15 protein-coding genes and 1 pseudogene are annotated in these 25,257 nt (G+C 74.2%); 1 reads left to right on the top strand and 15 read right to left on the bottom strand.

From position 1 onward, the window contains the following. Positions 1 to 26 precede the first annotated feature (26 nt). Positions 27 to 2,663, bottom strand: a complete 2,637-nt coding sequence (valS, locus tag FF36_RS24315) for a valine--tRNA ligase (RefSeq protein WP_044887489.1) — start codon at positions 2,661 to 2,663, stop codon at positions 27 to 29. 180 nt (positions 2,664 to 2,843) lie between these two features. Here valS and FF36_RS24310 point away from each other — a divergent pair, with 180 nt between their 5' ends. After that, entirely contained in the window at positions 2,844 to 3,650 is an 807-nt protein-coding gene (locus FF36_RS24310) for an inositol monophosphatase family protein (protein WP_044887488.1), read from the top strand. 63 nt (positions 3,651 to 3,713) lie between these two features. On the opposite strand, the gene FF36_RS24305 is transcribed toward FF36_RS24310, so the two are convergent. From FF36_RS24305 to FF36_RS38905, 14 genes and pseudogenes are all read right to left on the bottom strand, one after another. Continuing rightward, a complete protein-coding gene (locus FF36_RS24305; protein WP_044887487.1) occupies positions 3,714 to 6,644 on the bottom strand; it encodes a helix-turn-helix transcriptional regulator in 2,931 nt (976 codons plus the stop codon). Between the two features lie 809 nt (positions 6,645 to 7,453). Beyond that, entirely contained in the window at positions 7,454 to 7,861 is a 408-nt protein-coding gene (locus tag FF36_RS24300) for a hypothetical protein (RefSeq protein WP_044887486.1), read from the bottom strand. 117 nt (positions 7,862 to 7,978) lie between these two features. Further along, a complete protein-coding gene (gene wecB, locus FF36_RS24295; RefSeq protein WP_236705548.1) occupies positions 7,979 to 9,268 on the bottom strand; it encodes a non-hydrolyzing UDP-N-acetylglucosamine 2-epimerase in 1,290 nt (429 codons plus the stop codon). Positions 9,269 to 9,532: 264 nt separating this feature from the next. Beyond that, positions 9,533 to 9,712, bottom strand: coding sequence for a hypothetical protein (locus tag FF36_RS24290; protein WP_044887484.1), 180 nt, complete (start codon positions 9,710 to 9,712; stop codon positions 9,533 to 9,535). Between the two features lie 32 nt (positions 9,713 to 9,744). Next, positions 9,745 to 9,951 carry a hypothetical protein gene (locus tag FF36_RS24285; RefSeq protein WP_044887483.1) on the bottom strand — a complete coding sequence of 69 codons (207 nt, stop codon included), beginning with the start codon at positions 9,949 to 9,951 and terminating at the stop codon, positions 9,745 to 9,747. Positions 9,952 to 10,164: 213 nt separating this feature from the next. Further along, positions 10,165 to 12,948, bottom strand: a complete 2,784-nt coding sequence (acnA, locus tag FF36_RS24280; protein WP_044887482.1) for an aconitate hydratase — start codon at positions 12,946 to 12,948, stop codon at positions 10,165 to 10,167. Between the two features lie 308 nt (positions 12,949 to 13,256). Beyond that, positions 13,257 to 15,176, bottom strand: a complete 1,920-nt coding sequence (locus FF36_RS24275) for a glycosyltransferase (RefSeq protein WP_044887504.1) — start codon at positions 15,174 to 15,176, stop codon at positions 13,257 to 13,259. Then, entirely contained in the window at positions 15,173 to 16,105 is a 933-nt protein-coding gene (locus tag FF36_RS31725; protein ID WP_052681391.1) for a class I SAM-dependent methyltransferase, read from the bottom strand. The genes FF36_RS24275 and FF36_RS31725 overlap by 4 nt, the downstream gene beginning before the upstream one ends. Next, a complete protein-coding gene (wzy, locus tag FF36_RS40125; protein ID WP_199865486.1) occupies positions 16,105 to 19,089 on the bottom strand; it encodes an O-antigen polysaccharide polymerase Wzy in 2,985 nt (994 codons plus the stop codon). Before wzy ends, FF36_RS31725 begins: the two co-directional genes overlap by 1 nt. Before the next feature lie 171 nt (positions 19,090 to 19,260). Beyond that, positions 19,261 to 20,559: a glycosyltransferase gene (locus FF36_RS24260; RefSeq protein WP_044887480.1), complete on the bottom strand. Its 1,299-nt coding sequence runs from the start codon at positions 20,557 to 20,559 to the stop codon at positions 19,261 to 19,263. Beyond that, positions 20,556 to 22,004, bottom strand: a complete 1,449-nt coding sequence (locus FF36_RS24255) for a glycosyltransferase (protein ID WP_044887479.1) — start codon at positions 22,002 to 22,004, stop codon at positions 20,556 to 20,558. Before FF36_RS24255 ends, FF36_RS24260 begins: the two co-directional genes overlap by 4 nt. A gap of 274 nt (positions 22,005 to 22,278) precedes the next feature. Then, on the bottom strand, positions 22,279 to 23,616 hold the full coding sequence (locus tag FF36_RS24250; RefSeq protein ID WP_044887502.1) for a nucleotide sugar dehydrogenase: 1,338 nt from the start codon (positions 23,614 to 23,616) through the stop codon (positions 22,279 to 22,281). A gap of 55 nt (positions 23,617 to 23,671) precedes the next feature. Next, positions 23,672 to 24,808, bottom strand: coding sequence for a non-hydrolyzing UDP-N-acetylglucosamine 2-epimerase (gene wecB, locus FF36_RS24245; RefSeq protein WP_044887478.1), 1,137 nt, complete (start codon positions 24,806 to 24,808; stop codon positions 23,672 to 23,674). Positions 24,809 to 24,903: 95 nt separating this feature from the next. Continuing rightward, positions 24,904 to 25,257: pseudogene (locus FF36_RS38905) on the bottom strand (hypothetical protein); the annotation flags it as partial.

Raw genomic sequence — 25,257 nt, 5'->3', positions numbered from 1 at the left:
TCCGCCGCCGATCTCCGCACCCGGGATCAGGCGAGGTCGACGGCGACGGCGATCTCGCCGCCGGAGGGGCCGAACGCAAGCTCGCGGATGCTGCCGGCGCTGCGCAGGTCGGCGGCCGCCGCTTCGACGAGGGCGACGAGGTCGGCCTCCCCACTGATCCGGGCGCTCGCGACCTCGGCCTTCATCGACGCCTTCGCCGCGGACTTGGCGCGGCGCACGCCGGTCAGCGCCGCGCCGACGGCGTCGAGCAGTTCGGGACGCCCGCCGTCGGCGAGCTTGCGGATCTCCGCCGGGTCCGGCCAGCTCGCCCGGTGCACCGAGCCCGGCCGCCACCAGGACCAGACCTCCTCGGTGACGAACGGCAGGACCGGGGCGAACAGCCGCAGCAGCACGGACAGGGCCACCGCGAGGGTGGTGTGCGCGGAGGCGGCGCCGGCGGCCCCGAACGAGCCGTAGGCACGGCCCTTGACCAGCTCGACGTAGTCGTCGCAGAACCGCCAGAAGAACGACTCGGTGACCTCCAGGGCCCGCGCGTAGTCGTAGGTGTCGAGCGCGGCGGTCGCGGCGTCGACGACGTCGGCGAGCGCGGCGAGCAGCGCCCGGTCCAGCGGCTCGCCGACCGGCACGGCACCACCGACCGGCACCGGGGTGCCCGCGGGCGTCTCCTCGGCGCCGAGGCCCAGCGCGAAGCGGCTGGCATTGAGGATCTTGATGGCAAGCCGGCGGCCGTTCTTCATCTGGCCGACGTCGAAGGCCGTGTCGGTGCCCGGCCGCCCGGACGCCGCCCAGTAGCGGACCGCGTCCGAACCGTGCTCCTCCAGCAGGCCCATCGGGGTGACGACGTTGCCCTTGGACTTCGACATCTTCTTGCGGTCCGGATCGAGGATCCAGCCGGAGATCGCCGCGTTCGACCAGGGCAGCACGCCGAACTCGGCATGGGTGCGGACCACGGTGGAAAACAGCCAGGTCCGGATGATCTCGTGGGCCTGGGGCCGCAGGTCCATCGGGAACACCCGGGCGAACAGGTCGGCGTCGCTCTCCCAGCCGCTGGCGATCAGCGGGGTGAGCGAGGACGTCGCCCAGGTGTCCATCACGTCCGGATCGGCGGCGAACCCGCCGGGCACCCCGCGCTGGGAGTCGGTGTAGCCCGGCGGCACGTCGCTGGACGGGTCGACGGGCAGGGCCGCCTCGGCCGGCACGATCGGCGCGTCGTAACGCGGCGCGCCGGCGTCGTCGAGGGGGTACCACACCGGGAACGGCACACCGAAGAACCGCTGCCGGCTGATCAACCAGTCCCCGTTGAGGCCGTCGACCCAGTTCTCGTAGCGGACCTTCATGTACTCCGGGTGCCAGCGCAGCTCCTGGCCGCGGGCCCGCAGCGCGGCGCGCAGCGGCTCGTCCCGCCCACCGTTGCGGAGGTACCACTGGCGGGTGGTGACGATCTCCAGCGGCCGGTCGCCCTTCTCGTAGAACTTGACCGGGTGGGCGATCGGCCGCGGCTCGCCGAGCAGGGCACCGGCCCCGGTGAGCAGCTCCACGATGCGCGTGCGGGCACTGTGCACGGTCTTGCCGGCGAGCTCGGCGTAGTGCGCGCGGCCCGCCGGCGAGGTGATCGCGGCCGGCGGCTCCGGGACGAGCCGGCCGTCGCGACCGATCACGGCGCGGGCCGGCAGGCGCAGTTCCCGCCACCAGATGACGTCGGTCAGATCACCGAAGGTGCAGATCATCGCGATGCCGGATCCCTTGTCGGGATCGGCGAGCCGGTGGGCGACGACCGGGACCTCGACGTCGAACAGCGGGGTGCGCACGGTGGACCCGAACAGCGGCTGGTAGCGCGGGTCGTCGGGGTGGGCGACCAGGGCCACGCAGGCGGGCAGCAGTTCCGGACGGGTCGTCTCGATCACCACCGGCTCCGCCGCGGCCGAGCCGGCCGGGTCGGTACCACCGTGGGAGTCGGCGCCGCGGGGGAAGGCGAGGGTGTGGAAGGCGCCGGGACGCTCCCGGTCCTCCAGCTCCGCCTGGGCGACCGCGGTGCGGAAGGTGACGTCCCACAGCGTCGGTGCCTCGGCCAGGTAGGCCTCGCCGCGGGCGAGGTTGCGCAGGAACGCCCGCTGGGCGACGGCGCGCGAGCGGGTGTCGATGGTGGCGTAGGTGTGCGACCAGTCGACGGACAGCCCCAGCCGGCGCCAGAGCTCCTCGAAGCCCTTCTCGTCCTCCAGCGTCAGCCGCTCGCACAGGTCGACGAAGTTGCGCCGCGAGATCGGCACCTGCTCCTTGCCCGGCTTCGCCGGCGGGGCGAAGTCCGGGTCGTAGGGCAGCGACGGGTCGCAGCGCACCCCGAAGTAGTTCTGCACCCGGCGCTCGGTGGGCAGCCCGTTGTCGTCGAAGCCCATCGGGTAGAACACCTCACGGCCGCGCATCCGCTGGTAGCGGGCGATGAGGTCGGTGTGCGTGTACGAGAACACGTGGCCGACATGCAGCGAGCCGCTTACGGTCGGTGGCGGGGTGTCGATGGAGTACACCCGCCCCCGGTCGACCGTGCGGTCGAAGGTGTAGGTGCCCTCGTCCTGCCATGCCGCCGACCACCGCGCCTCGATGCCATCGAGGCTGGGCTTCGCGGGAACCGCGCGAGCGGAGCGATCAGTGCCGTCTGTGCCAACCACAGCGACGATCCTACGGGCGCGCCGATCGTGACCGCCGTGCCCGGCCCCCCGAGACCCCCCGAGACCCCGCGCGTCCGCCTGGCGTGACCGCTTTCACCGGCCGGGACGCTCGCGTGCGAGGCCACCTTGGCAGGATGAGCCCGAAGCCGAACCAGAGCCCGAGCCCCGGAGCGCCGACCGATGAGCGACCTGCCAGACCCGGACATCCTGCTCGACGTCGCGCTGACGATCGCCCGCGAGGCCGGCGAGCTGCTCGCTCGGGGCCGCGAGGGCGCGGTCGCCGCGGAGACGACGAAGTCCTCCCCCACCGACGTGGTCACCGCCCTGGACCGCGCCTCCGAGGCCCTGGTGGCCCGCCGGCTCGGCGAGCTGCGTCCGGGCGACGGCCTGCTCGGCGAGGAGGGATCCGACTCCGCCGGGTCGACCGGCGTGCGCTGGATCGTCGATCCGCTCGACGGCACGGTGAACTTCCTCTATCGGCTGCCGAACTGGGCGGTGTCGATCGCCGCGGAGGTCGACGGCGAGGTCGTCGCCGGGGTGGTGCACGCCCCGGCGATGGGCGCGACCTACACGGCCGTCCGCGGCGGCGGCGCCTTCCGTGACGGCACGGCGCTGACCGGGTCGACGGTGACGACCCTGGCCGGCGCCCTCGTCGCGACCGGTTTCGGCTACCTGGAGTCCCGCCGCGCCGCCCAGGCCGCGGTGCTCACCAGGGTGGTGCCCCGGGTCCGCGACATCCGCCGGATGGGCGCGGCGTCGCTGGATCTGTGCGCCGCCGCCGGCGGCCTCGTCGACGCCTACTACGAGCGCGGCCTCAAGCCCTGGGACCATGCCGCCGGCGGGCTGGTCGCGGCCGAGGCGGGCCTGCGGGTCGGCGGGCTGCACGGCCGGCCGGCGACCGAGGACCTCACCGTCGCCGCCCCGCCGGCGCTGTTCGGCCCGCTCACGGACCTGCTCGCCGAGGACCCCCCGGCCGACCGCGACTGATCCGGTTCGCGGGCCGCCGACCGGCCGCCTCGCCCGCGCCGCGGGCGGCCTGGGGCGAGCTGGTCACTGCTGCGGCAGTCCGTCGTCGATGCCCGCGTCGAGCAGCGCTCGGGCCAGCTCGCTGCGGGAACGGATCCCGAGCTTGCGATACACCCGGGTCAGGTGGGTCTCGACCGTCTTACGGGAGACGAACAGAGCGGCGGCGGCCTCCAGGTTGTTCATCCCCGCGCCGACCAGCCGGGCGATCTGCAGCTCGGCCGGGGTCAGCTCCGCCAGCCGGGCGGGCGCCGCCCGGCTGGCCCGGCTGGCCCGGTTGGCCCGGTCCCCGGTCGCGATGAGCTCGGCGCTCGCGCGCCGGGCCCAGGGGCGCGCCCCCAGCGACTCGAAGGCCACTTGCGCCTCCCGCAACGGCACCCGGGCCGCGGAGGGGCGGCGCAGGCGGCGCAGTACCTCGCCGTGACACAGCCGGGTACGGGCCTCCTCGAAGGGCATCCACCGGCGGCGGTGCGCCTGCTCGGCGTCGGCGAACGCCGCCTCGGCCGCTGCCAGTCCCTCGGCCATCAGCCCCTGGCAGCGGGCCGCGACTGCGGCCGGCCAGGCGAGCCCGGTCGCTCGCGCCCGGTCGACGAGCCAGGCCACGACCGCGGCGGCCCGCTCATGCTCCCCGGCGCGGATGTGGGCCTCGGCGAGGTCGCCGGCGATCGGGATCGCGTTGGGGTTGCCGAGCCCCCGCTCGCGCGCCCGGTCCCAGGCCTCGGCGAGGGTCAGCGTGGCCACGTCGTACTCGCCGTGACCGACCGCGTCGAGGCCGAGTGCCCCGTCGGCGTGCATGTCGAGCATGCCGATCCCGTACGGCCCGATCTCCGTGCGCAGCCGGTCGATGCGCTGCTCGCACCGCGCGCGATCCCCCCGGGCGGCGTCGATGCGGGCGAGCATGACCAGGCTGAAGCCCAGCGCGCCCACCTGGCCGAACTCCTCCGCCCACCGCACGGCCTCGACGCCGTCGGCATAGCCGGCCGCCCACAGTCCGCGCCAGCCCTCCAGCTCGCAGCGCACCGCGAGGGCGTAGGGCAGCATCGCCGGGGCCTCCGCGCGCCGGGCGGCGTCCACCACCGCGGACAGCAGCCGCACGGCGTCCCGGTCCTCCTCGACGTCGAGCAGCGTCTGTCCCGCGAGGGTCAACGCCTGCTGATCGGCCACGTCGTCGGCGGCGCCCAGCGGGCCGGCGGCGGACTGAAGGCAGGCGTTCGCCTCGCCGATCATGCCGGCGAGGGTGAAGGCGCGGCCGCGGTGCACCGCCTGGGGCAGGGCGTGCCCGGACCGGCCAGCGCCGAGCCGCCGGCTGCGCTGGGCGGCCCGCAACGCGATCGTGATGCGACCGTCCATCAGGGCGGGCAGGACGGCCTCGGCCAGCAGTGCGCCGGCCCGGTCGGGGGCGACGTCGATCACCGACTCGGCCGCGCGGACGAGCTGTTCGTGCGCCCGGGTGGGGTGGCCGGACCAGGTCAGGACCCGGCCGCGCAGCAGCTCCACATCGGCCCGCAGGGCGGCGTCACCGGCGAGCCGGGCCGCCTCCTCGGCCCAGGAACCGGCCTCGAGTGCCAGGCCGCCGAGGTGCGCGTCGGCGGCGGCGCGCAGAAGCCGGTCGACGCGGACCTCGCGGGGGCGGGTCAGCTCAGCGGCGCGGTGCCAGGCCCGGGCCGCCGCTCCGTAGCCGACGTGTCGACGGGTGCGGACCGCGACGTCGGCGAGCGCGGTGGCGACCCGGTCGTCCGGGCCCTCGGCCCCCGCGGCGGCGTACCACACGGCCGCGTCGCCGTCGCAGACCTCGGCGAGCGCCCGGTAGGCCCGCAGCCGGGCGGCGGGGGTGGCCCGGCGCAGCACGACCGCACGCAGCAGCGGATGGGCGAACGCCAGCCCCGACCCGCCTTCGGCGGGCGGGGTGTCCACCGCTGCCCGCGCAGGCCGGCACTCCGGGTCGCCGACCACAGTGGTCGCGGGGGTCGCGGGGGTCGCGGGGATCGCGGGGATCGCGGGGATCGTTGTGCGGACCAGGCCGGCGTCGTGCGCCGCGTCCAGGTCGGCCAGCGAGCCGCACGCCGCGGTCAGGGCGCGTTCCAGCGTCACGACCGGCACCGCGTTGCCCGCCGCGAGGACCACCAGGGCGGCGCGGGTGGCCTCGGGCAGGGCGTCGAGTCGCTGCGACCAGCCCCGTTCCCAGCTTCGGCCGGGCAGGGGCAGCTCGTCGACGGGCACCTGCCCGCTGAGCTGGGCCGCCCGCAGGGACGCCACCGCGTCGAGCAGCGCGGACGGGTTCCCGCCGACTCGACCAACCAGGTCGGCGAGCACGTGCCGGGCAATCCGCACGCCATGGGCGGCAAGCAGGTCGACGCAGTCCGGGATCGACAGCCCGGTGACCTCCACCGCGGGCAATCCGCTCTCCTCTCCCACCGAGGCGGGCTGCGAGCAGACGGTCAGCAGCATCGCCACCCGCTCCGAGGCGAGCCGGCGGGCGACGAACAGCAACGCCTGTCGCGACGCCGGGTCGACCCACTGCAGGTCGTCGACGAGCAGCACCAGCGGGCGGTCCTCCCCCGCCGCGGCCAGCAGGCTCAGTGTCCCCGCGCAGGCGGCGTATGGGCCGGCCGGCGAACCCTCGCTGAGCGCGACGCAGATCTCCAATGCGGCCCGCTGCGCGTCGGGGAGCTCCCGCAGGTTCTCCCGCAGGGGCAACACGAGATCGGCCAACGCGGCGAACGGGAGCGCGGACTCCGACTCGACCCCGCGCAGCCACAGCACGCGAGCGGCGGATCGCCACTCGGCGTACCGCAGCAGAGTGCTCCTGCCGACCCCGGGCTCGCCTCGCAGAAGGAGGGCACCACCGCGCTGCGTCACCGCCGCCAGCAGTCCGTCGATGAGGCGGCGTTCCCGCTGCCGACCGACCAGCAGGCGTCGGCCGGAGGCATCCCCGGCCGCGGTCTCCACGACCTCCATCACGGCCGTCCTCCCCCCGCGACGTCCTGTCCGCAGCCACCATCCTGCCGTGCCCGGGAATGCCGGAAAGGGCTTTTCGGATAGCCGGTGACGGCCATCCGGATGCCATTTCGGAAACTCCCCGACACGCGCCCGGAAATCCGGGTGTTGACCTGGGAGGAAGGGGTAGCAGCGTTAGGGCATGCCCGCCGACTCGGCCGTCGTGGGAGCGCGGAGTTCCTCTCCTGTGTTGCCCGCGGATGACCGCGGTCGACGAACACGGCCGACAACCCGTCGAGAGCAGTGATGGATCCTCGCCACCACCTGGACTGCGTCCAGGCCAAGGTGACCCTGACAGGGTCCCGAGCCGCCGCCCGGCGGGCGCTGATCCTGCCCACCACCTCGGGCGCGCGGCGCCACGTTTTCTTCTGCGTGGATCCCGTCGCCACCGAGGAATGCGACGGAATAGCACCGTTCGACGACGGCATCATCCTACGAATACGTCAGTATGGCGGATTTGAGCGGGACCGCGACGATTCGACTGTCAAACTGCGGCCAGCGCGCCGGTCCCGGTTGAGTCCGGAATGGCTCGGCACGCACCGCCGCGGCGGGGAGACGTTCCGCCTGGAAGCCGACTGGGCGGGGGAACGGCGGGCGTGCGCGGCCTGGCCATCGAGACGGAGGCCGACACGAAGACGCATCGGGTGCTCGCCCGCCTGCTGGAGAGGTCCTGACACACGGCGGTGGCCCCGACGGGATCACCCGCCGGGGCCACCAGGCAGTGCCGGCCGTGTCCCCGGGCCGGTTCGAGCCCGGGGACACGGCCGCGGTCAGGACGTGGTGAGGAACGCCGAACCCGTGACCGTCGTGATGTTGACGAAGTTCCCCGAGGTGACCTTGAAGGTCGCGAGGACGTCGAGCACGTCCCCGTCGTCGGCGTTCCACGGGCCCGGGACCTGCAGCCGCAGTTGCTCATTGACCGTCTGCGAGGTCTGCCCCTTCGTGATCGGCAGGTGAGCCCCTGTGCTGGCGGTGAAGACCACCGAGAACGTGCTCTGGTTGCGGATGACCACGCTCAGCAGGTAGTCGGCCCCGCCGAACGAGATGATGCCGCCGCCGACCTCGACATCGGCGACGACGTCGAACGCCTTACCGATGTCGATGACATTGATGGTGTCGTTGGTGCCGCTGTCGGCCGCGTAGACGGCCTTGATGGTGGCGTCCCAGAATCCGGGCATGCCGGTCGACCTCCCCGATCGGTTCCAGTAGCTGCGCTCGCAGTCTGCGAACCGAAGGCCGGTCGGCGCGTCGGGGAGATCCCTGACGGTGATCCCTGATCTGTGTCTGAGCTGTGGTCAGCGGCTGTCCGCGGTCGCGGCGGGGGCGGCGGGGTTCGGCCCGGCGCTGGAGCCGGTGTCGCCGTACCAGACGGTCCGCCGGACGTGGTCGACGTAGCTGACGATGATGTGCACCACCCGGCGGGAGACGTCGTCGGCGTCGTAGTCGGGGACGACCCGCGGACGGCGGTCGCTCTCGGCCTCCCGCACGATCAGCTCGACGGCATCGAGGATCCGCTCCGGGCGCAGCACACTGGCGACGAGCACCCCGCGGTCCATGCCCTCCGGCCGCTCGTGCGCCTCGCGGACGAGCACGGCGGGGAAGCCGACGAGGGAGGCCTCCTCCGTCAGGGTGGCGCTGTCGGAGAGCACGCACAGGGCGGCCCGCTGCAGCGCGATGTAGTCGCAGAAGCCGAAGGGCCGGCAGAAGCGGACCCGCTCGTCGAGCAGGGGCGCCCGCCCGGAGCGGCGCAGCGACCCGAGCCGGTCGCGGGTCCGGGGATGGGTCGACACGATCACCGGCAGCCGGTAGCGGGCCGCCAGCCGGTTGAGGGTCTCCAGCAGGGCCGACAGCGCCTCGGGTCGGTCGACGTTCTCCTCGCGGTGGACGCTGGCGAGCAGATAGCGCCCCGCCTGCACGCCGAGGGTGGTCAGCACCGCCGAGGTGTCGATGAGCGGGGCGTAGTGGGTGAGCACCTCCTTGACCGGGGAGCCGACGACGAAGATCCGCTGGACGGGCAGTCCCTCGGCGAGCAGGTGCCCGCGGGCCCGTTCGGTCAGGGCCAGGTGGACGTCGCTGAGCTGGTCGGCGACCCGCCGGTTGATCTCCTCCGGGACCCGCTGGTCGAAGCAGCGGTTGCCGGCCTCCAGGTGGAACACGGGGATCCGGCGACGCTTGGCGGCGATCGCGGCGTAGCAGGTGTTCGTGTCGCCGTAGAGGAGCACGGCGTCGGGGGCCTCGGCGGCGAGGATCGGGTCCAGCCGGGAGATCAGCCGGCTGATCGTCTCGGCGGGGGTGGGCCCGGCGGCGTCGAGGACGTGGTCCGGCCGGCGGATGCCGAGCTCGTCGAAGAAGACCTGGTTGAGGTCGTGGTCGTAGTTCTGCCCGGTGTGGACCAGGCGCAGGTCGACGGCCCGGTCGAGGGCGGCGACGACCCGGCTGAGCTTGACCACCTCCGGTCGGGTGCCCACCACCACCAGCACCCGCAGGCGGCGCTCGGTCGGGCCGGCCGCCCGCGACACGGCGGACGCCGGCCGGGAGGCAGTCAGCGACGGGCGGCGGGGCTGCGGCCCGCTGGGCTGTGGCACCAGCGGTGTGACCCGCTCGCCTGGCAACCCCGACGGAACCGTCGGTACGGAGGGCCCGCTCTGCTCCGGAGTACCACGCGGCATCGGATTCCCCCTGGCGCAACGCGTCGTCACCAGCGGCCGGGGGCCCGCCCGGACGATCGCCGGGCGGCCCGGGGCTGCCTCACAAGGGGAAGGTATCACCGTCTGTAGTTTTCAGGTAACCGAGAACGCATCACGATCCGGGCCCGACCCAAGGGGACAGCCCGTACCGTACGCAGCCCGTCAGCCAGACCGGGTGCTCTGGCCTGGCAGCTTTGCGGCGAGGATGTCGGCGGGTTCGATCGTCGGAGCGGCGACGCAGAGCTCCGCCGCGGCGGCCTGGAGCGCGCCGAGGTTTCTCGACAGGTGAGCCTGCCGCGCGGCGTCATCCGGAAAGGCGCCACCCACGCCGAACTCGATCACGTCGTCACCGCCGCGCTGGCGGCGTGGCCCGGCTAGTTTCTTGGGATCCCTCTGGGCGCGGTCGCAGCTTGGCGCAGCGCCGGCGCGAGCTCGCGCCGCTGCTGGTCAGGCAGTGCGGTCGGGTCGGTGGTGAGGACCTGGATGCAGACGTGGTCCGCGCCTGCCTCGAAGTGCCGACGTACCCGATCATGGATCGTCTCGACGTCGCCGTACGCGACGATGGCCTGCTGGATCAGCACCGCCCAGGACCACCGGCGCGCTGAAGGAGCAGAAGGTACGACGTAGCAGAACCCCGGCGCGCACTGCCGCGACGACGCGGGATGAGCCTCGCGGTCCCGGCCGGAGCACGCTGGCCGGGACCGCGAGGCCCCGGCCGGCACATGCTCCGACCGGGGCCGGACGCTCGTCGACTCGAACTCGTCGACTCGAGCAGGTCGACTCGAGCAGGTCGACTAGAGCAGCGAGCGCAGGACGTAGAGCAGGATGCCGCCGTGGCGGTAGTACTCCGCCTCGCCGGGGGTGTCGATGCGCACGACCGCCTCGAACGTCTTGTCGCCCGCGCGCACGGTGATCGACGGCGTCTTCTCGTCGACGTCGGCGAGACCGGTGATGGTGAACGACTCCTCGCCGGTCAGGCCGAGCGACTCCACCGACTCACCCGCCGGGAACTGCAGGGGCAGCACGCCCATGCCGATCAGGTTCGAGCGGTGGATCCGCTCGTACGACTGAGCGATCACCGCGCGCACGCCCAGCAGCGAGGTGCCCTTGGCCGCCCAGTCACGCGACGAGCCCGAGCCGTACTCCTTGCCGGCGAGCACGACCAGCGGCACGCCCTCGGCGGCGTACTTCTGCGCCGCGTCGTAGATCGCCAGCTGCTCGCCGTCGGGCAGGTGCCGGGTGACGCCGCCCTCGGTGCCGGGCGCCAGCCGGTTACGCAGCCGGATGTTGGCGAACGTGCCGCGGATCATCACCTCGTGGTTACCGCGCCGCGACCCGTAGGAGTTGAAGTCACCGGGCGCGACGCCGTGCTCGGCGAGGTAGCGGCCGGCCGGCGAGTCCTTCTTGATCGAACCGGCCGGGGAGATGTGGTCGGTGGTGACCGAGTCCCCCAGCACCGCGAGCACGCGGGCGTCGATGATGTCCGTGCGCGCCTCGGGCTTGGTCGCCATGCCCTCGAAGTACGGAGGGTGACGGACGTAGGTGGAGTCGTCGGCCCAGGCGAACGTCCGCGACACCTCGCCGCCGTCGCCGACCGGCAGCGAGCGCCAGCGCTCGTCACCGGACAGGTCGGCGTAGTCCGACTCGAACATCTCCGACTGGATCGCGTCGGCGACGACCGCGGACACCTCGGCCTCGGTCGGCCAGATGTCGCGCAGGTACACCGGCTGGCCGTCGCTGCCGTGGCCGAGCGGGTCGGTGTCGAGGTTGATGTCCATCGTCCCGGCCAGCGCGTAGGCGACGACCAGCGGCGGGGATGCCAGGTAGTTCATCTTGATGTCCGGGCTGATCCGGCCCTCGAAGTTGCGGTTGCCGGACAGCACGCTGACGACCGCGAGGTCGGCGTCGTTCACCGCGGTGCTGATCTCCTCCGGCAGCGGGCCGGAGTTGCCGATGCAGGTCATGCAGCCGAAGCCGGTCAGGTTGAAGCCGACCTTGTCCAGATACGGCACGAGCCCGGCCCGCTCGTAGTAGTCCATGACGACCTTGGAGCCCGGGGACAGTGTCGTCTTGACCCAGGGCTTGCGGGTCAGCCCCTTCTCCACGGCGTTGCGGGCGAGCAGCGCCGCGCCGATCATGACCTGCGGGTTCGAGGTGTTGGTGCAGGAGGTGATCGCGGCGACCGCGACGGCCCCGTGGTCGATCTCCACCGAGGTGCCGTCCGCGAGGGTGACCGAGGTCGGCCTGGCCGGGCGGCTCGTGATGTCGCCGGCGACGGCGTTCACCGAGATCGGCGCGTCCGACGGCTTGTCCTCGAACGCCGCCGCCGAATCGGAGGCGGGGAACGACTCGGCGTCGGCCTCGTCCGCGCCACCGTTGGTGAACGCCGAGGGCTGGGCGTAGTCGGCCAGCGCGGCGCGGAACGCCTGCTTCGCGTTCGACAGCGGCACCCGGTCCTGCGGCCGCTTCGGGCCGGCCAGCGACGGCACGACCGTCGACAGGTCCAGCTCCAGGGTGGTGGTGTAGGCGGCCTCGCGGCTCGGGTCGTGCCAGAGACCCTGCTCCTTGGCGTAGGCCTCGACCAGCGCCACCTGCTCCGCCGGGCGGCCGGTCAGGCGCAGGTAGTTCAGCGTCTCGCCGTCGATCGGGAAGATCGCGCAGGTGGAGCCGTACTCGGGGCTCATGTTGCCCAGCGTCGCCCGGTTGGCCAGCGGCACGTTGCCGACACCCTCGCCGTAGAACTCGACGAACCGGCCGACGACGCCGTGCCGGCGCAGCTGCTCGGTGATCACGAGAACCATGTCGGTGGCCGTCGTGCCGGCGGGCAGCTCACCGGTCAGCTTGAAGCCGACGACGGTCGGGATGAGCATGCTCACGGGCTGGCCGAGCATCGCGGCCTCGGCCTCGATGCCGCCGACGCCCCAGCCGAGCACACCCAGACCGTTGATCATGGTGGTGTGGCTGTCCGTACCCACCAGGGTGTCCGGGTAGGCCAGCGTGCCCTCGGGGGTGTCCTTGGTGAACACGACCCGGGCCAGGTGCTCCAGGTTGACCTGGTGCACGATGCCGGTGTTCGGCGGGACGACGGTGAAGTTGTCGAACGCCGCCTGGCCCCAGCGCAGGAACTGGTAGCGCTCCCGGTTCCGGCTGAACTCCAGCGCGGCGTTGAGCTCGAAGGCGTCCGGCCGGCCGAAGTTGTCGGCGATGATCGAGTGGTCGATCACGAGCTCGGCCGGTGCCAGCGGGTTGATCTTCGCCGGGTCGCCCCCGAGGGCGGCCATCGCCTCGCGCATGGCGGCGAGGTCGACCACACAGGGAACGCCGGTGAAGTCCTGCATGATCACGCGGGCGGGGGTGAACTGGATCTCCTGGCTCGGTGCCGCTGCCGGGTCCCAGTTCGCCAGCGCCCGGACGTGGTCCGCGGTGATGTTGGCGCCGTCCTCGGTGCGCAGAAGGTTCTCCAGCAGCACCTTCAGGCTGTAGGGGAGTCGATCGGCCCCGGGCACCGCGTCCAGCCGCCTGATCGTGTAGGTGCGATCACCCACCGCGAGCGATCCGGTACTGCCGAAGCTGTCCATCGTTCTCCTCCTCGTGACCCGCCGTCCGTCACCCGCGGACGGCGGGGCTTGCCACCATGGTCGCGCCCCTGCGGCTACGCCATGGCGACGCCGCCGACGGCGGCTGGCGTAGGCGCAGGGCCGCCCGCGGCGTCGGCCATCCTCGACCGGCTCGTGTCCATCCTGGCATTTCCCGCCTTGCGGGACCGCGCCCGAGGGGTTGTGACACAGCCGACGCGACTGCGCCCACCGAGGCTCGAGCGGTCCCACCCGCCGCGGCGGGGACGCCGGATCCCACCGTACGGCGCCCCGGGGGGACGTGCGGCCATTTAATTAGCAGTGCTAACGATATTAGCAGTGCTAACGATATCAGACGGATCCGCCGCGAGCTCCGCCGCGAACCGGTCGAGGAACACCTCCCGCTTACGCTGCGGACTCATCGCGCCGGTGCCCACCGACCGGGCGAGCATCCGCCGCTCCCACTGCTCGACGTCGGTCACCACCCGGGCCGGCGCCCCGGCGACCAGGGACCGCGCCGGAACGTCGCGCATCACCACGGAGCCGGCGGCGATCACCACGTCGGAACCGATCGTGACGCCCGGCATGATGATCGCGTTCAGTCCGATCGCCGTGTCGTTGCCGACCCTGATGGGCGCGACCACGTCGATGTCGGGATGCTGCCGGCGCATCCGGGTGACCGCACCGTCGTGCGTGACGAACCGGACGCCGCCGGCGATCGCGACCCGGTCGCCCAGCCTGATCAGGTAGGGCTCGGTGCCGAAGGTGGCGGCGGTGACCTCGATAAGCCGGCAGTCCACGCCGAGCCGCACTCCGATGCTGCGGGCGTAGCCCACCGGGTCGGTGCGCAGCAGGTAGGTGCGGAAGGCCGCCCGCAACGCCCGGCCGGGCAATGCCGCCAGCGGCGCCAGGCGGACCCGGCCGACCAGCGCCCCCGCGCCCGGCCGATCCGGCCCGGACCGGCGGGCCGACGGGCCGACGGGAAGCGACGAGGACGGCTGGACCGCGGAGGGCTTCGGGGACGACGGGGACGAAGCCCGGTGCAGCCCCCGACGCGGCGTGTGCCGCACGCGGGCGGCGTGGTGCAGCGCCGCCACCACATCGTGGCTGAGCGCCCGGCGGTCGAGCAGCTTCTCCGCCCGCAACCGGGCCGCCTCACCGCGGCGGCGGGCCGCGGGCGTGCGTCGGCCGGCCGCCGCCTCCTGCAGGGCGGCGGCCATCGCCACGGCGTCGCCGAGCCCGACAAGCCAGCCGGTCTCCTCGTCGACCAGTTCCGGCAGCCCGCCGGCCGCGGTGGCGACGGAGGGAACCCCGCACGCAGACGCCTCGCCCCCGGCACCGTAGCTCTCCGACCACGACGACACGACGTTGACGTCCGCGGCGGCGTAGAACGGCCGGACGTCGGTGACGCTGTCGACCCAGCGGACCCGGTCGGCGCCGGGCAGCCGGGCGGCCCACGCCCGGACCTGCTCGCGGTAGCTCTCGCCGGCCTCGCCGTAGCCCCCACCGAGCAGGATCAGCGTCCCGCGGCCGCCCCGCTCGGCGAAGCGGGCCCACGCCGCGAGGAGCACCTCGTGGCCCTTGACGCCCTGGCCCGGATGGACCAGCCGCTTCGGTGGGTAGAAGTAGGCGACGCAGACCGCGACGAACTCGTCCTCACCGAGGCCGAGCTCCGCCCGCGCCGCCCGCCGCCGCTCGTCGTCGGCCGGGCTGAAGCGCTCCAGGTCGACGCCGTAGGACAGCGTGCGCATCCGGTGCGCTGGCAGGCCGAGCGCGGCGTATCGCCGGCGAATGTCCGCGCTGGACGCGATGAGCAGGTGGTCGAGCCGGCACAGCACCCGCTCGGCCCGCCGGATCAGCGTGTTGTCCAGGTAGAGAGGGCCCGCGACCATGTACACCCGGGTGATCCGGGTACCCAGGGTGGCGAGCCGGACCGCCAGCGCCGACGCGTACAGGTGGTAGTGCACGATGTCGACGCCGAGCTCGCGCAGCCTCGCCCGCAGCCGGAGGATCCCGACGAGCTGCGCGGCCGGCGACGCGCCGCGCCGGGGAGCCGGGCTCTCGACAACCTCGATCCCCAGCGCCGTCAGCTCCCGCGCCACCCGGCTGTCGATGTGGTCGGGCGCGGGCAGCAGCACGACCACCTGGTCGCCGGACTCCCGCGCGGCGAGCACGTGCGGGATGATCCACAACGGCCCGTCCCCGGTCTTGACCAATGTGGCGATCTTCATGCGGAGCGGTCCTTCCGGGTCGTGGACGGGCGGGCGACGGGCACCGCCGCGGGTCGCGGAACGCGAGGCGTGGCCGGCCGGCGGGCCACCCACAGGCAGGCCCGGCCGGACAGGTGGGCCGCGCCGAGCAGGTCGAGGGCGGCCTCCAGCGGCCGCAGGTGCGGGCGGGGAACGCGGGCGGACACGGCCCGACCGGCCGCGGTGAACTCCAGCGCCGTGGCGAGCGCGCCGTAGGGATGCGCCCGTACCTGCTCGAAGCCGACGGCGCGCAGCACCGTGGACAGCTCCGCCGGGGTGAAGGCGTACTGGTAGAACGCCCCCGCCCCCGGCAGCGGCAGCCAGACCGGCCCCCCGCCGGAGCCCGCGCCACCGACCCCGGCGCGGCCGACCCGGCCGCCACGGCCCAGGGTGCGCAGCAGCGGGCTGAAGCATGGTGTGGAGACCAGCGCGATCCCGCCCGGTCGCAGCACGCGCAGGGTCTCGCGCAGCACCTCCTGCGGGCCGTCCTCGAAGTGCTCGCACACGCCGGGCGAGTAGACGGCGTCGTACCAGCCGTCGGGCACGTCGAGCCGGCGGACGTCGCCCTGCCAGACGCGGATCTCGGGCGCGGCCGCGCGCAGCCGCTCCACGGTGCGCGGCGCCCAGTCCACCGCCTCGGCGGCGAATCCCCGCGCCGCCATCGCGACGCTGAACTGCCCCGGCCCGCACCCGGCCTCCAGGACCCGGCCGCCCGGCCGCAGGTGGCGACGGACCGCCCGGCGCAGATGGAGCGGGAGATGGCCCGCGCGGGCTCGGCGGTAGTCCGCGGGCTGGGCGTCCCACAGCTCGTCCCAGTAGGCGGCGTCGGCCGCCTGGCGGTAGAACACCAGCCGCCCGCCGTGGACGGTCGGCTCGACGACGAGGGTGTCGCACGCCGGGTGTGGTGCCATCAGGGCATCCCCTTTCCGAGGACGGGCAGCGGCTCGGCACCGCCCGGCTCGCGCGAATCGTCTGGTCCGAACGGGCGGGATGCGGTCAGCGGCACGGTCGGCGGCGGGGAGGGGAGAGCGAGCGGGGCGTCGAGCTCCCCCCGCAACGCGCGGCGGGCCAGCGCCGTCATGAGCGCATAGGCGAGCATGCTGCCGATCGCGGCGCCAGCGGGTCCCCGCCAGGGCACGAGCACCGGGTAGGTCGCCAGCGACACGACCAGGCCGAGCAGCCCGGCGCCACCGGCCGCGCCGGTGCGGCCGAGGCCGGTCAGCGCCCGACATTCGACCAGGAACGGGGCCAGCAGGAGCTCGGCGACCAGCAGCAGGCGCATCGGGGTGATCGCCGCGGCATAGCCCGGCCCGAACAGGGTCCGCACCAGCCACGGCGCGGCGAGCGCGAGGGCGGCCGCGGCGACCAGCAGGATGGCGAGCAGGCTGCGGGTCACCGCCCGCAGCGCCGCACGGGACAGAACGCCCCGCGCGGTGCGGTGAAAGACCACCTGGCCGACCGAACCGGGCAGCAGGCGCAGTGCCTCGCAGGTGGCGGCGGCGATCGAGTACACGGCGGCGGCGGCGGCGCCGCCGAAGGCCGCGACCAGCAGGCGGTCGAACCGGAACGCCATCGTCGCGCCCACGTTGAGGCCGAGCGCGGGCACACCCTTGACGACCAGCAGCCGCCAGGCCCGCGGGTCGGCCCGCGGCCGCACGGACAGCCCCCTCCGGGCCAGCGCCGCCACCCCCGTCACCGCCTGCGCGGCCCAGCACAGCGCGAGGATCACCAGGATGTGTGACAGGGACGGATGGCGCGGGCCGGCCAGCAGCAGCCCGAGCTGGGCGAGCCCGGTGGCGGCGACGAGCTCGGCGGCGAGGACGATCAAACCGGCGGCGTTGAGCGCGTCGAGCACCTGCACGGCGAGCAGGTTCGCGGCGGCGAGGACGGCGATCGCGAGCACCAGACCGGCGTCCACCCGCGCCCCGCCGGACAGGTGGATCACCTGCAGCGACGCCGCGGTGATCAGGACGGTGGCGGATGGGGTCGCGGCAAGGGACAGCCCCAGGTAGTCACCGAGGGACACCCGGGGGTCGCCGCGGCCGAAGTAGTGCCGGAACGCGACGTTGGTGCCGAGCCCGCCGACGAGCGAGCCCAGCGCGGAGACCGTCAGCAGGACCACCAGCGCCCCGCGACCGCCCAGGGGCAGCATCCGCGCGGTGACCACCGCCTGGCCCAGGCTGGCGACGGCGGACAGCCCCAGCCACCCGGTGACCACCGCACCGACCCGGCCGATCCCGCGGTAGGGATGCATCACGCCCACCCTCCGCCCCGGCGGGGGCAGTGCGGGGTCCACCCTCGTCCACGATCCCCCGGCCGGCGGACCCGGCGCCATCGCCGCCTCGGCCCACGCCGGCAGGGACTGCTGCCCTGCCCGCCCGGGCCGTCGCACCGCCTGCGCCGGCGTCTGCCCGAGCTGACGCGGCGGGTGCGGGTGGACCGGACTGGGCCGCGACGGATCCCGCTGCGGACGTGCGGGGACGGTGCGGGGGGCCACGGTCTCGGCGGCCCGGATCAGGCCGAGCACGCCCAGTCCGAGTATCACCTGAACCGGCACCGCCGCGAAGGCGTTGCGCACCTCGGTGATCAACGGGACGAGCAGGACGAGGCAGGCCGTGTCCGTCCCGCGCACGGACCGGCCATGGTCCATCCAGGCCACGACGAGACCGGTCAGCAGCAGGAAGCCGACGACGCCGCGAGCGCCGAAGTTGTAATAGGCCTCGGCGATCGGCGACCCCCCGATCGGACCCTCCCGATCGAGCATCAGCACGTTGAACAGCCGTTCATCGCTGAACTGGGAGGGCTGGGGATGGCCGAGCAGCCGCCCGGACACCAGCCGGTCGATCTGGCCGTAGAAGGTCGAGCCGGCGGGCGGGCGCTCGCCGAACTCGTCGCGCCATTCGAGCACCGAGCCGATCGGGCGGATCGAGGCCCCGAGCTCGGCGATCCCGTCGACGGGGCTGAAGGTGACGGCGCTGAGCCGGGTGGCGGCGAGACCGGACTGGCGGATCTCCCGCAGCCCACCGATCAATGCCAACAGGATGACCGCGCCGAGCAGAACGACGACCCCGCGCACCACGATGCGCCGGCGGGCGGCCACCGCCGCCGCCGCGACGGCCGGGAACATCACCTCGCCCCGCAGCCCGAGCGGCAGCGCCACGACCGCGAACAGGGCGAAGACCACCAGAGTCGCCGTACGCCACCGGCTCGGCCCGCCGATGACCGCGAGCACGAGGCCCAGGCCCGTCCCGAGCAGCACGTAGGGCACCAGCGGGCCACGCAACGCCGTCTCGCCGACCGCGGCGTACGACCCGAACAGCAGCCCGGTCCCGCCGGCGGCGAGCACGATCGTGACGAGCCCGAGGACCGACACCGCGAGCAGGACGAAGCCGACGGGCGCGCGCAGGTCCGGCCGCTCCGCGACGACCGGCCGCTCCGCGACGGCAGCCGGCCGGTTGGTCGCGGCGGGCTCGGGCCTCTCGCTTCCGGCGCGCATGGCCCGCAGGCACGTCATCGCCGCCACGCCCACCGCGGCGCTGACGACCCCCAGCGTGGCCACGGCGAACAGCCGGCTCATCGGGTAGACGCCCAGCCAGCGGAAGTCGTACTGACCGCGGATCCGGTCGAAGGAGGTGCTGGTGGCGAACAGCGCCGCCACCCCGAAGTGGAACACCGACAGGGTGATCAGGTAGACCGACGAGCAGGCCCACACCCCACGCGGCTGGGCCCGGACGCACAGCAGCACGCAGCCGGCGACCACCGCGACGCTGAGCCGGGCGGCGGAGTGCTCCGTCAGCTCGGCGAACGACGACGACCAGGCCGCTACCGCGAACAGGGCCAGCAGGCAGCCGGCGAGCGCCACCCCGCTCGCCCGGCGGGACGGCGCCGCGCCCACCCGACGCCGTCGATCGGTTTGAGTGGGCTGGGCGGTCCGAGTGGACTGGGCGGTCCGAGTGGGCTGGGCGGTCCGAGTGGGCTGGGCGGTCGGGACGGGGGCCACGGCGATGGATGGGTACGGCCACCGGGACTGGCACGGTCCGGCGCCGCGGCTGGGGACGGCCATCGCCTAGGACCACACCGCCGTGATGTCGCGCTGCCAGGTGTCCATCGTGAACGGGGAGCGGCGCAGCAGCCGCATCGCCTCGCGGCGCTGATCGATGGTCGGCGGGAGGGCGGTGAGCATGTCGGCGGTGTCCGCCCAGACGGCGTCCGACGTGGCCAGCGGCAGCGTCGCCACCCCGGGCAGCAGGCGGCCGATCTCGACGACCCCCGGCAGGTCCGCCGAGAGCACCGGGGTGCCCACCGCGAGCGCCTCCAGCACGACCGTGGGCATCCCCTCGTGCAGCGAGGTGACCAGCAGCAGCGAGGACGCCACGAGCAGCCGGGGGATCTCGCGGACCTCGCCGGTGAACTCCACGTGCTCGGCGACGCCGAGCCGGTCGGCGAGCGCGCTCAGGCTGGCGGTCTCGGCGTCGTCCTGGCGGCCGACGATGCGCAGTCGCGCATGGACCGACCGGGCCCGCAGCGCGGCGAGGATCTCGATGGCGCGGGCCCGGTTCTTCAGCGGGTCCGGGCGGGCGATGTGGACGAGGGTGACCACGTCGTGGTCGTCCTCGGCCAGGTCCTCGGCGCGGCGCCGCGCGGCGATGGCGACCCCGGACGGCTCCAGTTCGACGCCGTTGTAGACGACGCGGCAGCGCGGATCGAGCCGCCAGTCCTCCCGCCACAACCCCCGCATCGCCGCCTCGCTCACCGCGACGAGGTCGGTGGCGAACCGGTCGAGCAGCAGGCGCCCGAACGCCCGCTGCACCCGGCCGCGCAGGCTGTCGCCGTGCCGGTCGGCGCTGCTGACGAAGTAGGCCACCCGCCGGCGCACCCCGCCGAGGCGGGCCAGCGCGAGCACCACCCCGGAGAAGGTCGCCACGGCGGAATGGACCACGTCGGGGCGGACCTGGCGCAGCAGTCGCAGGAACCGCCAGCCGAACCGCCAGTCGGCCCGGCAGTAGTACACCTCGCTACCGAGGTCGCGGATCTCGGCGTCCAGCGAACCCGAGGCACCGGAGGTGACGGCGAACTCCAGGCGGAACTCCTCCGGATCCAGCCGACGCAGCAGGTTCACCGCGCGCAGCTCCACCCCGGCGCGATCCATCCGGCCCAGCACCTCCAGCACCCGCACCGGGCGGCGGGGCCGGCCGGCGTCGCCGGGCCCCGGCCGGGTGGCCATGGTGGCCTCGCCGGCCGCCGGGGCGACGGGGCGAGATTCGATCACGGGCCCGGTCGGGGCCTGCGGCCGCCGATCGACGCGGGTGTCCCCGGGCGCCGTCCGTCCGGTGGTCTCCAGGGCGGACGTGGGGTCCGGGGTCATGATCGTCGCCCCGTCGGCTGGGGGGTCCGCACGGGTGGCGATGCGGCCGGCGTCGCGACCGCCGGCACCGCCCGCTCGGGGGGCGGCGCCGCAGCGCCGTCCGCCGGCGGGTTCCCGGCGAGGGCCGCGTAGAAGGCCGACGCCCGCGCGGCCAGCCGGTCGCCGCGGTAGTCCTCGGCGGCGGCGCGGTTCCGCGCGGACATGGCGGCGAGCATGCCGGGTGAGGCGAGGACCTCGGCGATCCGCAGGGCGAGCCGTTCGGGATCCTCGGGCGGGACGAGGTCCTGCGGCGCGAGCAGCTCGACGTTCCCGCCGACCGCGGTGGCGATCGAGGGCACCCCACGGGCCATCGCCTCGATGAGCACCCGGGGCAGGCCCTCCGTCCGGGACGGCAGGACGAACAGGTCGGCGGCGTCGAGCACGGCGCGCACGCCGGCACGGTCGAGCGCCGGCACGAACTCGACGACGTCGGTGAGCCCCGCACGCCCGGCGGCGCGGACGAGGGCGGGGTGATGGCGGCCGGTGCCGACGATGACGACGCGCAGCCGGTACCCCCACGCGTCGAGCAGGCCGACGGCGGCCAGCAGGATGTCGTGGCCCTTGTACCGGCGGTCCTGCGAGCCGATCGTCACCAGTGTCGCCGGCACCGGGGGCCGGGCGGCCCGCGGCCGGGCCGCGGTGAAGTCCTGGGCGCTCAGGCGACCGTAGGCATAGTGGGCCGTCAACGCTCCGGCCGCCGGTGGGTAGCGGCGTTGCAGCGTCTCGCGGGTGACGTAGCCGACCGCCTGGGCTCCCGCGGCCCGCCGGGCCAACCAGCGCCGCGCCGGCCTGCGCGCCCAGCGGCCGAACATCCCGCCGGCCACCGCTTCGGCGTCGCCGATGATCTCCATGGCGTAGGGCAGCCCGCGGGCGCTCAGCTCGGTGATGAGCGCCGCCCCGACCATGCCGGGCATCACCGCCAGGTAGCGGGTGTCCACAACGTGGGACGGGCGGGCGGGCAGCGCCCCGGGACGGGGGGTGGCGGGCGACCGGGGCGCCGGGATCGGCCCGGGCGGCGACGATCGGCGCGCCGCACCCGCGGCCGCGGCGCGCTGCCAGGAGGTGGGAGCAAGCTGGCCGCCCGGGTCGAGCCCCATGGCGATCACGGAGCGTAGCGATCGCACGGCGCGCAGATAGCCGGCCGGCCCCTGGTAGGACGGCAGCGCGACGACCCGGACCCGCTTGCCCTCGACCGGGAAGGATGCCCTCGCGGCCGGGCCGAGGGACGCCGGGTCGGGGGACGCCGGGTCGGGGGACGCCGGGCCGACCCGGGCGAGCACCACGACCTCGTCGAAGACGCCGAGGTAACCGCACCAGTGTGGGTGGGCCTCAGCGGGCGTGGGGGCCAGCACCCTGTCGTCGCCTCCCCGATGGAACCGTGCCTCCGTCGCGACGACAACTCGCATGGCGCCCGCCCTTCGCCGGTACTCCCTCCACGACGTGCTCAACCTACAGCCATGACTTGACTACAGAGAGATACAGCACTCACGGAGAGTTCGGGCGCCAGCGCGCGACATCCGGCGCCGGACGCACGAGCGGGCGGGTGGGGCAAAGCGCCCCACCCGCCCGCTTCCCCTGGTCCCCAGGCCCGCCTGGATGGTGCAGGAGATCCCGGTCAGGAACGTCGGCCCCGACGTCACCGTGCTGCCCAGCGCGACCTGTCCCGTAGGCGCACTGCGCTCAGAGGGACTCCACGGCGAGTCCGGCGTCTTCGTGCCGGGTCGCCTGGGCCGGTATCCGTACGACGGCGGGGCCCGATCGCCGGGCGTCGGCGGGGCCGGGCAGCCAGCGGCGGGTGTCGAGCACGAGCCGGGCGTGCCGGGCCACCTCGTCGCGGTCGAAGGCGTCGTGGTCGACGAGCACGACGACGAGATCCGCCGCCGCGAGCTCCGCCGCGCCCGCCTCGACGAGGGTCACCCGAGCCGGCAGCCGGGCCGGATCGACGTGCGGGTCCGCGGCGCGCACCTCGGCGCCGAGATCGGCCAGCAGGCCGGCGATGCGAGTCGCCGGTGCCTCGCGGGCGTCGCCGGTGTTGCGCTTGTACGCCAGCCCCAGCAGCAGGATGCGGCTGCCCGCGACGGGCAGGTGACGGGCGTTGAGCATCTCGGTCACCCGGCGTACGACATGGTCGGGCATGTGGTCGTTGACGTCGTTGGCCAGTTCGACGAACCGGAAGCTGCGCCCCAGGCTGCGGCGCACCCGCCACGACAGGTACGACGGGTCGATGGGCAGGCAGTGGCCGCCGACGCCGGGACCGGGGGTGAAGCGCAGGTAGCCGAACGGCTTCGTCGACGCGGCGTCGATCGCCTCCCAGACGTCGACGCCGAGCTCGTGGGCGAACATCGCCAGCTCGTTCACCAGCGCGATGTTGACGTGGCGGAAGGTGTTCTCCAGCAGCTTGGTCAGCTCCGCGGTGCGGGTCGAGGCGACCGGGACCGTCCGCTCGATCAGACTGTCGTAGAAGGCGGTGACGGCGGCCAGCGACGCCGGACCCGTGCCGGAGACCACCTTGGGCGTGTTCACCAGGTTCCACGTCCGGTTCCCCGGGTCGATGCGCTCCGGGGAGTAGCCGAGGTGGAAGTCCACCCCGGGACGCAGCCCGGAGCCCTCGGCGAGCAGCGGGGCGAGCAGCTCCTCGGTCGTCCCGGGATAGGTGGTCGACTCCAGGATCACCGTGGCTCCCGCGGTGACCAGCGACGCCAGGCTGCGGGCCGAGTCGACGATGTAGGACAGGTCGGGGGCGCCCTCGCGCAGCGGGGTCGGCACCGTGATCACCGCGACATCGAACCCCCCGGCCCGCGCGTAGTCTCCGGTCGGCTCGTACCGGCCGCTGCGCAGGGCCGCGGCGAGCTCGAGGTCCGGGATGTCCTCGACGTAGGAGCGCCCGGCCGCGAGCCGCGCGGCTCGGTCGGGATCCACCTCCACCCCGACGACGTGCCAGCCCATGGCGACGGCCCGCATCGCCACCGGGAGACCGACATAGCCCTGCCCGACCACCACCAGCTTGTTCGATGACATGAGCAGAGTGTTGCCCATTAATCACATAGAGAGACGCAACCGATTCATCGTGTCCTCATCGCGCGGCGGCCACCGGGCCGGCGGACACGCCGCCGGCCGACGGATGCGCCACCGCCTGCGCCAGCACCTGGGCGATCCGCCGGCCGGCCTGCCCGTCCCACAGCGCCGGACGGCGCGGAGGCGGCGGATGTTCCAGGGTGTCGAGCGCCGCGGTGACGACCACCCGGCGGTCGCGCCCGACCACCCGGTTTGTGCCCTCGGTGACCGTCAGTGGGCGCTCGGTGGACTCCCGCAGCGTCAGGCACGGCACGCCGAGCACCGTCGACTCCTCCTGGATCCCGCCCGAGTCGGTGAGGACGATCCGGGCGCCGGCCTGCAGGGCCACCGAGTCGAGGTACCCGACCGGCCCGAGCAGGCGGACCCCCGCGGGCAGTCGGCCGCCCACCCGGGCCGCGGTGCGCGGGTGCGCCGGGAAGACCAGCGGGCAGCGCGTCGCGATCTCACCAAGTGCCCCGAGCAGGCCGTCGAGCGCCGCGGCGTCGTCGACGTTGGCCGGCCGGTGCAGGGTGACCAGCCCGTAGCCGCCGGGACGCAGCCCGAGCTCGGCGAGGGTCGGCCGAGCGAGCGCCTCGTCGCGGCGGGCCAGCAGGGTGTCCACCATGACGTTGCCGACAAGGTGCACCGACCGCGGCGCGGCGCCCTCCCGCAGCAGGTTCTCCACCGCGTCCGGCGAGGTGGCGAACAGGTCGGCGCAGAGATGGTCCGCGACGATCCGATTGATCTCCTCGGGCATCGACCGGTCACCGCTGCGCAGGCCCGCCTCGACGTGCGCCGCCCGCACCCCCGCCTTCGCCGCCACAAGCGCGCAGGCCAGCGTCGAGTTCACATCCCCGAACACGACGACGACGTCGGGGGCCAGCCGCTCCAGCAGCGGCTCGAAGGCGGTCATCACCGCGGCCGTCTGCACGGCGTGGGAACCCGAGCCCGCCGCCAGGTGATGGTCGGGGCGGCGCAGGTCGAGCTCGGCGAAGAACACCCCGCTCATCGCCTCGTCGTAGTGCTGGCCCGTATGCACGAGCGTGGTGCGGAACCCACCGGCTGCCAGGGCGTCCAGGACCGGCTTGGCCTTGACGAAGTTGGGCCGGGCACCCGCGACGACCACCGCGTGTGGCCCCGGGGCCACCTGCGGCATCGGCCGTGCCGGTCTGGGAATCCGCTGGCCGGGCGGCCGCGCCACCCGACCCCCGCCCGACCCGGCTGACCCGGCTGACCCGGCTGACCCTTCGGTCATGGCCTGACCTCGGGTGACGCCCCTTGGACCGGCAGGCCCGCGGATGGTGCGCGGGCGGCCGGCGGAGTAGGGCGGGATGGCGGGGTGGTACGAGGCGGCGGAGCAGGGCGGGGCGACGAGGTCGGGCGGGGCGACGCGACGAACAGGGGCGACGTGACGAACAGGGGCGACGCGCCGGACAGAGGCGACGCGACGGGCGGCGGTGGCGCGGTGGCGGTCAGGCGCTCGCGGGCGGCCACCTCGGCCTCGGTGACGAGGTCGGCGTCGACCATCATCGCGATCAACTCCTCGAACCCGACCCGCGGCGTCCACCCCAACACCTCGCGCGCCTTCGACGGATCACCCACCAG

Source organism: Frankia torreyi (assembly GCF_000948395.1).
Classification (GTDB): Bacteria; Actinomycetota; Actinomycetes; order Frankiales; family Frankiaceae; genus Frankia; species Frankia torreyi.
This window is presented reverse-complemented; position numbering and strand designations above follow the sequence as displayed.